At 67.0% G+C, this 15267-nt stretch carries 11 protein-coding genes; 6 read left to right on the plus strand and 5 right to left on the minus strand.

All coding sequences use genetic code 11. The annotated features are described in order from the left end of the window. Window positions 1-129: 129 nt before the first annotated feature. Together ACCD07_RS19550 and ACCD07_RS19555 are read left to right on the plus strand one after the other, a co-directional pair. The gene (locus ACCD07_RS19550; protein ID WP_413448296.1) at window positions 130-2892 is read left to right on the plus strand and encodes a TonB-dependent receptor; all 2763 of its coding nucleotides are present in this window, start codon (window positions 130-132) and stop codon (window positions 2890-2892) included. Next, window positions 2892-3950, plus strand: a complete 1059-nt coding sequence (locus ACCD07_RS19555) for a S66 peptidase family protein (protein ID WP_413448297.1) — start codon at window positions 2892-2894, stop codon at window positions 3948-3950. The genes ACCD07_RS19550 and ACCD07_RS19555 overlap by 1 nt, the downstream gene beginning before the upstream one ends. Here the strand turns inward: ACCD07_RS19555 and ACCD07_RS19560 are convergent. Beyond that, complete coding sequence (locus tag ACCD07_RS19560; protein WP_413448298.1) at window positions 3943-4590, minus strand: dihydrofolate reductase family protein; 648 nt, start codon at window positions 4588-4590, stop codon at window positions 3943-3945. The two genes, ACCD07_RS19555 and ACCD07_RS19560, sit on opposite strands and share 8 nt — an antisense overlap. Before the next feature lie 13 nt (window positions 4591-4603). Next, on the minus strand, window positions 4604-5242 hold the full coding sequence (locus tag ACCD07_RS19565; protein WP_413448299.1) for a glutathione S-transferase family protein: 639 nt from the start codon (window positions 5240-5242) through the stop codon (window positions 4604-4606). 133 nt (window positions 5243-5375) lie between these two features. On the opposite strand from ACCD07_RS19565, the gene ACCD07_RS19570 reads away from it, so the two are divergent. The 4 genes from ACCD07_RS19570 to paoC all read left to right on the plus strand — a co-directional run bounded on the left by ACCD07_RS19570 (window position 5376) and on the right by paoC (window position 10071). Further along, a complete protein-coding gene (locus ACCD07_RS19570) occupies window positions 5376-6176 on the plus strand; it encodes a ferritin-like domain-containing protein (RefSeq protein ID WP_413448300.1) in 801 nt (266 codons plus the stop codon). A gap of 91 nt (window positions 6177-6267) precedes the next feature. Then, entirely contained in the window at window positions 6268-6915 is a 648-nt protein-coding gene (gene paoA, locus ACCD07_RS19575; RefSeq protein ID WP_413448301.1) for an aldehyde dehydrogenase iron-sulfur subunit PaoA, read from the plus strand. Then, window positions 6912-7865, plus strand: a complete 954-nt coding sequence (locus ACCD07_RS19580) for an FAD binding domain-containing protein (protein WP_413448302.1) — start codon at window positions 6912-6914, stop codon at window positions 7863-7865. The genes paoA and ACCD07_RS19580 overlap by 4 nt, the downstream gene beginning before the upstream one ends. 4 nt (window positions 7866-7869) lie before the next feature. Continuing rightward, the gene (gene paoC, locus ACCD07_RS19585; protein WP_413448303.1) at window positions 7870-10071 is read left to right on the plus strand and encodes an aldehyde oxidoreductase molybdenum-binding subunit PaoC; all 2202 of its coding nucleotides are present in this window, start codon (window positions 7870-7872) and stop codon (window positions 10069-10071) included. 10 nt (window positions 10072-10081) lie between these two features. Here paoC and ACCD07_RS19590 read toward each other — a convergent pair whose 3' ends face one another. From ACCD07_RS19590 to ACCD07_RS19600, 3 genes are read right to left on the minus strand one after another with little or no spacing between them, the layout of a single operon-like run. Next, a complete protein-coding gene (locus ACCD07_RS19590) occupies window positions 10082-11218 on the minus strand; it encodes an ABC transporter permease (RefSeq protein WP_413448304.1) in 1137 nt (378 codons plus the stop codon). 2 nt (window positions 11219-11220) lie between these two features. Continuing rightward, on the minus strand, window positions 11221-13986 hold the full coding sequence (rbbA, locus tag ACCD07_RS19595) for a ribosome-associated ATPase/putative transporter RbbA (RefSeq protein WP_413448305.1): 2766 nt from the start codon (window positions 13984-13986) through the stop codon (window positions 11221-11223). Next, window positions 13983-15056, minus strand: coding sequence for an HlyD family secretion protein (locus ACCD07_RS19600; protein WP_353398898.1), 1074 nt, complete (start codon window positions 15054-15056; stop codon window positions 13983-13985). Before ACCD07_RS19600 ends, rbbA begins: the two co-directional genes overlap by 4 nt. Window positions 15057-15267 lie beyond the last annotated feature (211 nt).

The raw sequence follows: 15267 nt of genomic DNA on the forward strand, positions 1-15267 counted from the left end.
AGTAGCTATTTTCATTAGCTGGCATAGGAAGCATGGGACTAATCTGAGCGACGGCGGGATAACGTAATGCTATGACATTGCCACCGGCCGCACTCGATAGCTCGCAAAGTTCAATCAAAGGGAGAGGCCGTGAAGGTTAAGAAACTGGCGCAAATGATTGCGTTGATAGGTGTGGTGGCCCCGGTAGCGGGACCGGTGTTTGCGCAGGATACCGGCGCCGCGATGCAGCGCGTCGAAATTACCGGCAGCAGCATCAAGCGGGTGGCCAAGGAGGGCGCCTTGCCGGTCCAGGTGATCAGCTACGACACCATCGAAAAATCCGGCATCACCAGCACCGAGCAACTGATCCGCAGCCTGTCCGCCAACGGCACCGGCGCCGACAACATGACCTCGGGTAACAACGTGTTCGGCGCCGACGCCGACCGCGTCAGCGGCGGCGCCTCGTACGCGTCGCTGCGCGGTCTCGGCCCCAACAGCACGCTGGTGCTGCTGAACGGCCGCCGCATCGCCAGCTTCGGCGCCAGCGCCAAGGCGGTCGACCTGAACGCGATCCCGCTGGGCGCGATCCAGCGCGTCGAGATCCTCAAGGACGGCGCCTCGGCCATCTACGGCACCGACGCCATCGGCGGCGTGATCAACTTCATCCTGCGCACCGACTACACCGGCCTCGAAGCCTCGCTCAGCGACAACTTCACCCAGCAGGGCGGCGGCGCCACCCGCCGGCTGTCGCTGCTGGGCGGCTTCGGCTCGCTGCAGAAGGAAGGCTACAACGTCATGGGCAGCGTGACCTATGACAACAACGAGAAACTCAGCTCGCGTGACCGCTCGTTCGCCAACGGCTTCCAGCCGGCGCGCGGCCTGTCGCCGGACACCACCGGCACGCCGTACGCCAACCAGCTGACCGGCGCCGGCACCGCGCTGGGCACCGGTTTCAAGCGTCCGGGCGATCCGACCACCTACCTGCAAGCCAATCCGCTGAGCTTCCAGGGCAAGTGCGACAGCGTTCCCGGCATGTCGCAATACCAGACCGCGCTGTGGAAGGACGTCACCTCGCCAGCCCGCAGCACCTATTCCTGCGCCTACGACTACGGCGCCGACTACGTCATCAGCTTCCCGGTCGAGCGCCTGAACGCGGTCACCCGCGCCACGCTGCAGATCAGCCCGGACCACAAGCTGTTCGTCGAAGGCTTGTTCGGCCACACCAAGGCCACGGCCGAGCTGACGCCGGTGCAGATCTCGACCTCGCTGGCGGCCGGCAATGCCTACCCGGTCGGCGGCGCCTACTACCAGGACCTGTCGGCCATCATCCCGACCTTCGACAAGACCAAGCCCATCATCTACAAGTGGCGCGCCTACCCGTGGGGCAACCGCACCCAGGAAAACGTCACCGACAATGCGCGCGTGCTGGTCGGCTTGGAAGGCGTGCTCGGCAAGTGGGACTACCGCGCCGGCGTGTCGCATGCGGAAAGCACCACCAAGACCGCGCTGACCAACGGCTACGGCTACACCAGCAAGATCAACGCGGCGCTGGCCACCGGCATCATCAATCCGTGGGCCACCGACGGCCAGACCCAGACGCAGGCGGCCAAGGACCTGGTCGAATCCACCATGTTCCGCGGCGCCTTCCAGCACGGCAAGACCACGCTGACTTCGCTGGACGGCAACCTGTCCGGCGAGGTGTGGCAGCTGCCGGCCGGCGCCATGTCGATGGCGGTGGGCTTCGACCTGCGCCGCGAGGGCTACAACTTCGCGCAGGACGTCGACGCCACGCAGATCCTGCTGTCGCCGGGCAATGCCGCGCTGCCCGACGCCAGCCGCGACGTCAAGGCCGTCTACACCGAGCTGCTGGTGCCGATCACCAAGGAACTGGAAATGCAACTGGCGGTACGCCGCGACCACTACAGCGTGTTCGGCGCCACCACCAATCCCAAGGTTTCGTTCCGCTACCAGCCGACCAGTTCGTTGCTGTTCCGCGGTTCGGCCAACAAGGGCTTCCTGGCGCCGAGCTTCACGCAGCTGTATTCGGCCCAGCTGTCGCAGGAACTGCCGAACGGCATCATTGATCCCATCGGCTGCCCGGCCCACCCCGGCGACCCGGCCTATTGCGCGATTCCCCGCCTGCCTTACACCACCGGCGGCAATCCCAACCTGAAGCCGGAAACGTCGAAGCAGGGCAGCGTCGGCATGGTGATCGAACCGGTCAAGGGCTATTCGGCCTCGCTGGATTACTGGGCGATCAACTCGATCAACCGCATCCTGAACCGCACGCCGCAAGTGGTGCTGGCCAACGCGGCCGCGCTGTCGGGGAACATCATCCGCAACGCGGACGGTACCATCGCCTACGTGACCGCCGGCTGGATCAACGCGGCCGGCGCCAAGACGCGCGGCGCCGACCTCAGCCTGCGTGGCGAAGGCAAGGTCAGCGACTACAAGTGGAACTTCAACCTGGACGGCACCTACACCCAGAGCTTCAAGTTCGCCGAGATCGAAGGCCAGCCGTACAAGGAATACGTCGGCAACTTCTACACCCGCGACCTGTACCTGCGCTGGAAGCACAACGCCACCATCAGCCTGGCGCGCGGCGACTGGAGCGCGATGCTGATCCAGAACTACAGCTCCGGCTACAAGGACCAGTTGCCGGACGGCGGCAAGGCAGCGCCGCCGCCGGGCTTCAACCCGGACGTGAAGGCCTACACCAAGTACGACCTGTCGGCCACCTACTCGGGCATCAGAAACACTACGATCACGATCGGCATACAAAATCTGCTCGATACGGATCCGCCGTTCACCGCGCACAACGTGGATGAAGTGGTTGGCGCAGGCTGGGATCCCCGGGTGGCAGATCCACGCGGACGTTCGCTGAGTATCCTGCTCAAGTACAAGTTCCTGTAATGACGGAGTCCTTCAGCCGGCGGCAGTTCGGCAATCTGCTGGCCGCCGCCGCGCTGGGGACTACCGGACTGCCGGCGGCAGCGGCCGCCCATCGAAAGAAATCCATGCACCTGATCAAGCCGCGACGCCTGCAGCCGGGCGACCTGGTAGGCATCGTCGCGCCGGGCGGACACACCAGCGACGGGGCGTTGGCCAAAGCTGTGGCCAATATCGAATCGCTGGGACTGCGGGTTCGGCTCGGCGACAACATCAACTATGTCTACGGCAATTACGGCGGCACGGTGGCGCAGCGGCTGGAAGACTTGCACGGCATGTTCCTCGATCCCGAGATCAAGGCCGTGTGGGCGATACGCGGCGGCTCAGGCTGCATCTCGCTGCTCGAGCATATCGACTACCAGCTGATACGCGCGAATCCGAAGATCCTGATCGGCTATTCGGACATCACCGCGCTGCACCTGGCGCTGCTGCGGCACTCAGGGCTGGTGACCTTCCATGGCCCGGTGGCGTCGTCCACGTTCTCGGAATATTCAGTGTCGCAGCTGCAAAACGTGCTGATGACGCCGCACGACAGCTACACCATTGCCATGTCGACCGACAACGCGCAGAAGGCGCTGGAACAGCCCAACTACGCGATCCGCACCGTGCACGAGGGCATCGCCACCGGCAGGCTCATCGGCGGCAACCTGTCGCTGGTGGCCGCGCTGGCCGGCACGCCGTACGCGGCCGATTTCCACGACGCCATCCTGTACCTGGAGGAAGTCAACGAGGAACCGTACCGCGTCGACCGCATGATGACGCAGTTGCAGCTGAGCCAGGGCTTCCGCCATGCGGCGGCCGTCATGCTGGGCATCTTCGAGAACTGCGAAGCCACCGACGGCGAAAGCGCGCTGACGCTGGACGAAACCGTCGACCAGCATCTGCTGCCACTGACGCGTCCTGCCGTCGCCGGCTATTCCTTCGGCCACATCCGCAACCAGTTCACCATCCCGGTCGGCCTGCGCGCCAGGCTGGACAGCGGGCAACAAACCTTGACGCTGCTGGAGCCCGCTGTTATTTAAGCCTCAGGACGACGTGCGTGGCCTTCTCCGACGCGACGGATCGCACGCATTCATATCCCAGGGTCCGCAGGTCTATCCCCTGGAACGGCGACTCTCCCTGGCCGAGCAGGACCGGCGAGATAGCGATGTGCAATTCATCAATGAGGCGCTCACGGAGATACTGCTTGATGGTGTTCACTCCGCCGCCGATCCGTACGTCCTTTCCGGCAGCGGCCTCGCGTGCCCGGTCGAGCGCCTCGTGTATGCCTCCCGTGACGAAGTGGAACGTCGTGCCGCCCTCCATCTCGATGGAAGGACGGGCGTAGTGGGTCAGGACGAAAACCGGAACGTGATATGGCGGATTGTCTCCCCACCAGCCTTTCCAGTTCTTGTCCGGCCAGTCCCCGCGATCGGGGGAGAACATATTCCGTCCAAGAATCCAGGCCCCGACGTTCTGAAAGCTGCGGGCGGCGAAATCATCGTCAACCCCGGTCGTACCGCCGTCCTTGCCAAACAGGGCCTGCTGGAACGTGCGTGTCGGGATTAGCCACTGGTGCAATTCCGTTCCGCCGACGCCCAGCGGATTGTCGATGCCCTGATTCGGACCCGCTCCGTATCCGTCGAGCGAGACGGTAAAACCTTCAACGCGAACTCGTGTCATCTTTTTCCTCCGTTTATTTAGTGTTGAACGCCAATTGGGCGGCGAAAGCCCGTTTGTACGCAGGCCGCGCTTCGCCACGGGCAACATAGGCGGCAAAGCTTGCAAATTCATTCAGAATACCCGATGGCCTCAGCCTGAGCAGCACCGACACCATGATCAGGTCGCCCGCGCTGAACCCGCCGTCCAGCCATTCGGCATCGCCCAGGCGCGCCGAGAGTTGCTCCAGCCGGCTGCGGATGCGATCCGCAATCAGGGGCATGCGTTCCTTGCTCCAAGGCTTGTCGCCCTCCATAAATTTTGCGGTAACAATTTCAAGGATCGGCGGCTCCACCGTGTTGAGTGCGGCAAATATCCACGTGATCGCGCGGGCCCGGGCGTTGGCATCGTCCGGCAACAAGCCCGGATAGCGCGAGGCGATGTGAAAAATGATCGCGCCCGACTCGAACAGCACAAGATCGCCGTCCTCGTAGGTTGGAATCTGGCCGAAGGGATGAATGGCCAAATGCGCCGGCTGCTTCATCGCGGAGAATGAAACCGGGCGCACGTCATAGGGCAGGCCGGCTTCTTCCAACGCCCAGCGTACGCGCGTATCGCGTGCCAGTCCCATGCCGCCGTCGGGCGAGCGTTCAAAGGCTGTAATAGTGATAGTCATCGGGATCTCCTAGGTGATTGGGGTGATTTCAATGACGACGAACGACCAGCCGCCAAATCGACACGCCCGCTTCGTGCAGTGCCAAATAAATTTGATACACTGCGCGCTTTCCATAGTTGCCAGAGTTTACACGATGCCCCCAAGCCCCCAGGAATTACGCGCCTACGCCTTGCATTGCCTGCTGGAAGCCGATCCGGCCGCCAAAGTCATGGCGGTGGCGGCGATGGACGCGGCCTGGTCCACCGGCGCTTGCGGACTGGCCGAGGGCGCCGCGCTGGAGCCGCAGGCCGCCATCCCTGGTCGTCCTGCGCGGCCGGAGCTGGTGCCGCCGCTGCAGGTAGGCCGCCGCTCGATGGCCACCGTCGAAGGCCGCGCCATGCTGATCCACGCGCTGGCCCACATCGAATTCAATGCCGTCAACCTGGCGCTGGACGCGCTGTGGCGCTTCCCGGACATGCCGTCCGAATACTACGTCGACTGGCTGCGCGTGTCGGCCGAGGAAGCCACGCATTTCGCCATGCTGTCCGCCCATTTGCAGACGCTAGGATATCAATACGGTGACTTCCCCGCGCACGACAGCCTGTGGGAAATGGTCGGCAAGACCACCGAGGACGTGCTGGCGCGCATGGCGCTGGTGCCGCGCACGCTGGAGGCGCGCGGCCTCGACGCGATTCCACCGCTGCGCGCCAAGCTGGCCCAGGCCAGCGACCTTGAAGCGGCCAGGATCCTCGACATCATCCTGCGCGACGAGATCGGCCACGTGGAAATCGGCAACCGCTGGTACGGCCACCTGTGCCAGCAGCGCGGCCTGGAGCCGCGCGCCACCTACGCCGAGCTGGCCGTGCGCTACAAGGCGCCGACGCTGCGCGGCCCGTTCAACATCGAAGCGCGTCTCAAGGCCGGCTTCACGGAAGACGAGGTACGTGCGCTATAGCACGCTCGGTTGACAACCGTGCGTCGGCTTAACAGTTATCCGCTTACCATGTCCATCGCCAGCTGCCACTACACCAGAGGATGCGATCGACATGAACGATTTCAGCGATATTAACGTTGCCAGGCGCGAGTTGCTCATCGCCGGCGCACTTTCCGCAACGGCCGCCGCCGTGCCCGCCGTTGCAAGCGCACAAGCCACTACACCGGCAAGCAACAATCCGCCTCCCGTCCTGGCCAAGACCTCGCTGCAAGTCAACGGCCAGACCCACCAGCTCAATCTCGACACCCGCACCACGCTGCTCGACGCCCTGCGCGAACACCTGCACCTGACCGGCACCAAGAAAGGCTGCGACCACGGCCAGTGCGGCGCCTGCACGGTGATCGTCGACGGCCGTCGCATCAATTCCTGCCTGACGTTGGCGGTCATGCACGACGGCGCCAAGGTCACCACCATCGAAGGGCTGGGCAACAAGGACAAGCTGCATCCGATGCAGGCCGCCTTCATCAAGCACGACGGCTACCAGTGCGGCTACTGTACGCCGGGGCAGATCTGTTCCGCCGTGTCGGTGCTGGACGAAATCAAGCAGGGCATACCGAGCCACGTCAGCGCCGACCTGAACGCCAAGCCGGTGCTCAGCGCGGCCGAACTGCGCGAGCGCATGAGCGGCAACATCTGCCGCTGCGGCGCCTACTCCAACATCATCGACGCCATCACCGAGGTGGCGGGGAGGGCGGCATGAAGGTGTTCACCTACCAGCGCGCGCAATCGCCGGCCGAAGCCGCCGCTGCGGCCGCGCGCACGCCCGGCGCCAAGTTCATCGCCGGCGGCACCAATCTGCTGGACCTGATGAAGCTGGAAATTGAAACGCCGCCGCACCTGATCGACGTCAACGGCCTGGGCCTGGACAAGATCGAGGCCATTTCGCAAGGCGGGCTGCGGATCGGCGCGCTGGTGCGCAACACCGACCTGGCCGCCGACGAACGCGTGCGGCGCGACTACGGCGTGCTGTCGCGCGCCTTGCTGGCCGGCGCGTCGGCCCAGCTGCGCAACAAGGCCACCACCGCCGGCAACCTGCTGCAGCGGACCCGCTGTCCGTACTTCTACGACACCAACCAGGCCTGCAACAAGCGCCAGCCCGGCAGCGGCTGCTCGGCCATCGCCGGCTACAGCCGCAACCACGCGGTGGTCGGCGTCAGCGATGCCTGCATCGCCACCCATCCGAGCGATATGGCGGTGGCCATGCAGTTGCTGGACGCGAACGTCGAAACCGTGCGGCCGGATGGATCGGTGCGCACCATCCCGATCGCCGATTTTCACAAGCTGCCCGGCAGCACGCCGCAGATCGAACACGCCTTGCAACCCGGCGAGTTGATCACCGGCGTGACCCTGCCCAAGCCTTTGGGCGGCAACCACATCTACCGCAAGGTGCGCGACCGCTCGTCGTACGCGTTCGCGCTGGTGTCGGTGGCGGCGGTGGTGCAGGGCGACGGCAGCGGACGCGTGGCGCTGGGGGGCGTCGCGCACAAGCCGTGGCGCTTGCCGGCGGCCGACGCCAGCCTGCCGCAAGGAGGCAAGGCGGTGGCCGAGCAACTGCTGGCCGGCGCCAAGACCACGCACGAAAACGCATACAAGATTCCCCTGGTCCAGCGTACGCTCAGTTCGGTGCTGGCGGAAGCGAAGAAAGGCTGACAGCATGAAATTCACCACGCCCGCCACCACCAATCCCATCGACCAGTTGAAGGTGGTCGGCCAGCCGGTCGACCGCATCGACGGCCCGTGCAAGACCACCGGCACCGCGCCGTATGCGTATGAGCAGCACGCCGCGGCGCCCAACGCCGCCTACGGCTACGTGGTCGGATCGGCCATCGCCAAGGGCCGCATCGTCTCGATGTCGCTGGACGAGGCCAGGCGCGCCCCGGGCGTCATCGCCATCGTCACGGCGGACAGCGCCGGCAAGCTGGGCAAGGGTAAATTCAACACGGCCAAGTTGCTGGGCGGACCGGACATCCAGCATTACCACCAGGCCGTCGCGCTGGTGGTGGCGGAAACCTTCGAACAGGCGCGCGCCGCCGCGCAGCTGGTGCAGATGAAATATGCGGCCGAAAAAGGCGCCTACGACCTGGCCAAGGCCAAGGACAAGGCGGCTCCGCATCCCGACAAGGAAAACAAGGACAGCAAGGTCGGCGATTTCGCCGGCGCCTTTGCCTCCGCCCCGCTCAAGCTGGACGCGACCTACACCACGCCCGACCAGTCCCACTCGATGATGGAACCGCACGCGTCGATCGCGGTCTGGAATGGCGACAAGCTGACGGTCTGGACCGCGAACCAGATGATAGATTGGAGCAAGGGCGACATGGCCAGGACGCTGGGCATCCCCAAGGAAAACGTGCGCCTGATCTCGCCCTACATCGGTGGCGGCTTCGGCGGCAAGCTGTTCCTGCGCGCGGAAGCCTTGCTGGCGGCGCTGGGGGCGAAGGCGGCCGGACGTCCGGTCAAGGTCGCGCTGCAGCGCCCGCTGATGTTCAACAACACCACGCACCGTCCAGCCACCATCCAGCGCATCCGCATCGGCGCCAGCCGCGAAGGCAAGATCAACGCCATCGGCCATGAAAGCTGGTCCGGCGATCTGCCCGACGGCAAGCCCGAGACGGCGGTGCAGCAAACCAAGCTGCTGTACGCCGGCGCCAACCGCATGACCAAAATGCGGCTGGCGGTGCTGGATCTGCCGGAGGGCAACGCCATGCGCGCCCCTGGCGAGGCGCCGGGATTGATGGCGCTGGAAATCGCGATGGACGAGCTGGCCGAGAAGCTGAAGATGGATCCGGTCATGTTCCGCATCATCAACGACACGACCTCCGATCCGTCGAACAAGGACCGCAAGTTTTCGCAGCGCCGGCTGGTGGAATGCCTGCGCACCGGCGCGGACAAATTTGGCTGGAACCAGCGCAGCGCGCAACCGGGCAAAACGCGCGACGGCCGCTGGCTGGTCGGCATGGGCGTGGCTGCGGCCTTCCGCAACAACCTGGTGCAGAAGTCGGCGGCGCGGGTGCGGCTGGACCGCAACGGCGTGGTCACGGTGGAAACCGACATGACCGACATCGGCACCGGCAGCTACACGGTGATCGCGCAAACGGCGGCCGAGATGATGGGCGTGCCGCTGGCCAAGGTCGTCGTCAAACTGGGAGACTCGTCGTTCCCGGTCTCGGCCGGTTCGGGCGGGCAGTGGGGCGGCAACAGCTCGACGGCGGGCGTGTACGCGGCCTGCGTCAAGCTGCGCGACGCGGTGGCGCAAAAGCTGGACCTCGATCCGGCCGGCGCGGCGTTTGCCGGCGGCACGGTGCAGGCGGGCGGCCGCTCGATGCCGCTGGCGCAGGCGGCGGCCGATGGCGATGTCGTGGCCGAGGACCTCATGGAATACGGCGACCTCGATAAAAAATGCCAGCAGTCGACTTTTGGCGGACACTTCGCCGAGGTCGGCGTGGACATCTACACCGGCGAAATCCGCGTGCGGCGCATGCTGGCCGTGTGCGCGGCCGGCCGCATCTTGAATCCCAAATCGGCGCGCAGCCAGGTCATCGGCGCGATGACGATGGGCGTCGGCGCGGCGCTGATGGAAGAGCTGGTCATCGACCAGCGCGGCGGTTTCTTCGTCAACCACGACCTGGCCGGCTACGAGGTGCCGGTGCACGCCGACATCCCGCACCAGGAAGTGATCTTCCTGGACGAGACCGATCCGATCTCGTCGCCGATGAAAGCCAAGGGCGTGGGCGAGCTCGGCATCTGCGGCGTCGGCGCGGCGATCGCCAACGCCGTCTACAACGCCACCGGCGTGCGCGTGCGCGACTATCCGATCACGCTCGACAAGTTGATCGCCAAATTGCCTGCGACTGCGTAACGGCGCGCCGTCAAGCCATCTGCGCGATGGTGTTGCGGAAGCGGCGCAGCGAGCCGGCGAACAGCACCGCGCCGATCGCCGCGATGGCCAGCATCTGCGGCCAGATGACGTCGATGCCGGCGCCCCGGTACAGGATGGCCTGGCCGGCCGCGACGAAATGCGTGGTCGGCGCGGCCAGCATCAGGTATTGCACCAGTTCGGGCATGCTCTCGCGCGGCGTGGTGCCGCCCGACAGCATCTGCAAGGGCAGCAGCACCAGCACCATCAGCATGCCGAATTGCGGCATGCTGCGCGCCAAGGTGGCGAGGAAGATGCCCATCGAAGTCGTGGCGAACAGGTGCAGCGCGGCCACCAGCACAAACAGGGCCACCGAGCCGCGCACCGGCACCTGCAGCGCGCCCTGCACGATGAACAGCATCGCCGCCAGCGCCGCCAGCACGACCACCAGGCCCATGGCCCAGATCTTGGCCAGCATGATCTCCACCGGCGTCACCGGCATCACCAGCAAGTGCTCGATGGTGCCGTGCTCGCGCTCGCGTATCAGCGCCGCGCCGGTCAGTATCACCGACAGCATGGTGACGTTGTTGATGATTTCGGTCAGCGAGCCGAACCAGGACTGCTCAAGGTTGGGATTGAAGCGCATGCGCAGCGCGAGGTCGACCGGCGGCGCGGCGGCCTGGTGGCGGCGCGCGAAATCGCCGACCTCGGCGGCGACGATCTGCTGGATGTAGCCGTTGCCGGTGAAGGCCTGGCTCATGCGCGTGGCATCGACATTGAGCTGGATGTCCGGCGCCCGGCCGGCCAGCGTGTCGCGCTGGTAGTCCGGCGGGATCGCCAGCACAAAAGTGTAGTCGCCGTTGTCGAGGCCGGCGTCCGCCTGCGCCGCGCTGACCAGCACCGGCGAGCGGAAATGCGGCGGATAAAAGCTCGACGCGATGCGCGCCGACAGCGGCGAGCCGTCCAGGTCGACGATGGCGATGGCCGCGTTGTGCAGGCTTTCCGGCATCGCCGTGGCGGCCACGTAGATCGAGACGGTGAAGGTGTAGACAATCAGCACCAGCATGGCCGGATCGCGCAGCAGGCTCCACAGCTCCTTGACGCCGAGGCGGTAGATGTGGGCCAGCCGCGTGGCCAGGGGAACGCGCATGGTCAGCCTTCCTGTTTCTTCAGCAGCAGCACCGACGCCGACAGGATCAGCGGCGCCGCCAGCAGCAGCGGCCACAGCGAACCGGCCAGGTCGCCCAGCCCCAGCGCCTTGTTGAACACGCCGCGGCTGATGGTGAGGAAATGGGTGGCCGGGTAGATGCGGCCGATCACGGCGCCGGCGCCGGTCAGCCCGGAGACCGGATTGAGCAGCCCGGCGAACTGCACGCAGGGGATGATGGTGCCTATCATGGTGACGAACAGCGCGGCGATCTGGCTGCGGGTAAACGTCGACACCAGCAGGCCCAGCCCGGTCGAGCACAGCACGTACACCAGCGCGGCCAGGGTCAGCGTGGCCAGGCTGCCCTTGACCGGCACGCCGAAGGCCGTCGCCGCCAGCAGCGTCAGCAGCGCGAAGTTGAGCATGCCCAGGCCGATGTACGGGATCTGTTTGCCGAGCAGGAACTCGACGCGCGTGACCGGCGTGACATACAGGTTCAGGATCGAGCCCAGTTCCTTTTCGCGCACCACCGAGAGCGCGCTGAGCATGGCCGGTATCATCATCAGCAGCATCGGGATCACCGCCGGTATCATCGCCGGCAGGCTGCGCACGTCCGGATTGTAGCGGTAGCGCGTCTCCAGCGCGCCGGCGCCGGCCGTGGTCGAGCCCAGCCGGTGCAGCGCCAGGTCGGCCAGCCAGCCCTGATGCATACCCTGCACGTAGCCGCGCGTGGTTTCGGCGCGCATCGGCATCGCGCCGTCGACCCAGGCGCCCACCGCCACCGGCACGCCGCGTTCGATGTCGCGGCCGAAACCGGGCGGCAGCTCGATCGCCAGCGCCAGTTCGCCGCTGCGCATGCGGCGGTCCAGGTCGTCGTAGTCGGCCAGCGGCGCATGCTCAATGAAGTAGCGCGAGCCGGACAGGTTCAGCGCATAGTTCTGGCTCAGGCCGCTCTGGTCGCGGTCCAGCACCGCGTAGGACAGGTTTTCCACGTCCATGTTGATGCCGTAGCCGATGATGAACATCAGGATCGCCGTACCCAGCAGCGCAAGCGTGGCGCGCACCGGATCGCGCCGCAGCTCCAGCGTCTCGCGCAGCGTGTAGCTGTAGGCGCGCCCCAGGCTGCGGCGCCAGCGTGTTTGCGGGGTGGTCTCCGGCGCGGGCGGCAAGGCGGTCGTGGATGCCGGTGTGGCCGATGGCGCCGAGTCGTCCGCAGCCGCAGCCTCGCGCAGGTAGGAGATGAAGGCTTGCTCCAGCGTGGCGACGCCGCGTTCGGCCACCAGCGCGGCCGGCGCCGCGCTGACCAGCACCCGCCCCGCGTGCATCAGCGAGACGCGGTCGCAGCGCTCGGCCTCGTTCATGAAATGGGTGGAGATGAAGATCGTCACATGGTCGCGCCGCGCCAGGTCTATCATCAGGCGCCAGAACAGGTCGCGCGCGACCGGGTCGACGCCGGAGGTGGGCTCGTCCAGTATCAGCAACTCGGGCCGGTGCACCATCGCCACCGCCAGCGACAGGCGCTGGCGCACGCCCAACGGCAACCGCTCCGGCAGCGTGTCCATCACGCCGGCCAGGCCGAAGCGCGCCGCCATGTCGGCCACGCGCGCGGCGATGTCCGCCTCGGGCACGCTGAACAGGCGCGCGTGCAGCACCAGGTTCTGCGCCACCGTCAGTTCGCCATACAGCGAAAACGCCTGCGACATATAGCCGACCCGGCGCCGGGTCGCCATGTCGCCGGCGTCGACCCGGGCGCCGAACAGCAGGGCGCTGCCGGCGCTGGCCGGCAGCAGGCCGGTCAGCATTTTCATCGTGGTCGACTTGCCGCAGCCGTTGGAGCCGAGGAAGCCGAAGATCTCGCCGCGGCGGATGCGGAAGTCGACGTGGTCGACGGCGACAAAATCGCCGAAGCGCATGGTCAGCCCCTGCGCCTCGATGGCGATGCCGTCGCCGTCGGCCGGCGCCTGGAACGGCGGCACGGTGACGGCCTGGTGGCCGCCGCGCTTGTCGGCCGGCAGCAGCGCGATGAAGGCCGCCTCCAGCGTGGCCGTGCCGGTGCGCAGGCGCAGCGCCTGCGGCGCGCCAGTGGCCAGCACCTGGCCCGCATCCATCGCCACCAGCCAGTCGAAGCGCTCGGCTTCCTCCATGTAGGCGGTGGCCACCAGCACGCTCATGCCGGCGCGCTGGGCGCGGATGCCGTCGATCAGGTCCCAGAACTGGGCGCGCGACAGCGGATCGACGCCGGTGGTCGGTTCATCGAGGATCAGCAGGTCGGGATCGTGGATCAGCGCGCAGCACAGGCCGAGCTTTTGCTTCATGCCGCCCGACAGCTTGCCGGCCGGCCGCTGCAGGAACGGCGCCAGTCCGGTGGCGGCCGTCAGCTGGTCGATGCGGCGCCGGCGCCCGGGCGCGTCGTGGCCGAACAGGCGGCCGAAGAACTGCAGGTTTTCCTCCACCGACAGCGTCGGATACAGGTTGCGGCCCAGTCCCTGCGGCATGTAGGCGATGCGCGGGCAGACGGCGTCGCGGTGGCGCAGGGCGCGCATGTCGCCGCCCAGCACCCGCACCTCGCCCTGCTGCACCATGCGCGCGCCGGCCAGCAGCGACAGCAGGCTGGACTTGCCGACCCCGTCCGGCCCGATCAGGCCGACCATGCAGCCGGCCGGCAGCGCCAGGTCGACGCCGGCCAGCGCCACCGCCTTGCCGTAGCGCAGCGCGACGCCGCGCAGCTCGGCCACGGGGGCGGGACTGGCGGCGGCCGCAGCACTGGTCATTGCGGCACCCGCACTTCCAGCTCGGGCGGCCACGGCGTCTGGCTGTCCAGCCGCACCCAGGCGACGCCGGGCAGGCCGGTCTTGACCAGCCTGAAATGCTTGCGCAGCAGCGCCGGCTCGATCTGCGCCTTGACCCGGAACATCAGCTTCTGGCGCTCGCTGGCCGTCTCCACCGTCTTGGGCGTGAACTGCGCGGTGCTGGCGACGAACGACACCTGCGCCGGGATCACGTACTGCGGCGCGGCGTCCAGCACCACCCGCACCGGCGCGCCCAAGGCCAGCTTGCCGGCCGCCTGTTCGGGCACGAAAAAGGTCATGTAGACGTCGCTCAAGTCCACCAGGTTGAGCACCTTGCCGCCGCCGGCCAGCACTTCGCCGGCCTGGGCGATGCGGTACTGCACCCGGCCGGCGCGCGGCGCCGTCAGCGCGCTGTCGGCGATGTCGACGGCGATGCGCGCGACCGTGGCCTCGGCCGCCGTCACCGCCGAACGCGCGCCGGCGGCCTGGGTGCGGGCGGCGTCGATCGCGCCGCGGGCAGCGGCCGCCTGCGCCCGGGCCGCCCGGATCACCGCCCGCGTGGCGCGCACCCGGCTGGTGTCGTCGTCCAGTTCCTGCTCGGACGAGGCGCCCTCGAGCACCAGCGTCTCGGAACGGTTCAGGCGCCGCTGCGCCGCATCGAGTTCGCTTTCGCGCTGCACCACCAGCGCCTGCGCGGCCTGGTAGTCGCTCTGGCGCATCGCCACCAGCGCGTCGGCGCTGGCGACGCCGGCGATCGCCTGCTGGCGCATGGCCACCGCCTCGTCATGCTGGGCCTGCAGCGACAGCACCTGCATATGGCCCAGCACCTGGCCGGCGGCCACGAAGTCACCCTCGTTGACGGCGATGTCCTGCAGCCGCCCCGGCAGCTTGGCGGCGACGTCGATCTCGGTGGCCTCGATGCGGCCATTGCCGCTGATGAATTCCGGGCCGGGACCCGCGCGATGGAAGTGCAGCCAGGCATAGCTTGCGCCGCCGAGCACGGCGGCGGCGGCGACGGCGCCGGCGATTTTTCTGGTCAGGGTGATGGTCATGGGCTGGAAGGGGAAGGATGGGCGGCGGCGCTAAACGGGTAGCCCCCCCGCCCGGGGTTAAAGGCGCCAACCCCCCGGAGCAGCCCCCCCCCCCCCAGCACCCCCAACGGTAAAAAAACGCCGCGTCTCTTTTTAGGAGTATCACAACGGGCTCATATACACAACACACCCGGCCCCCGCAATGCAGGGGGGAGAGCTCGGGGGGCGCCGG

Origin of the sequence: Duganella sp. Dugasp56, assembly GCF_047304105.1 — a bacterium.
Lineage (GTDB): Bacteria > Pseudomonadota > Gammaproteobacteria > Burkholderiales > Burkholderiaceae_D > Rugamonas > Rugamonas hordei.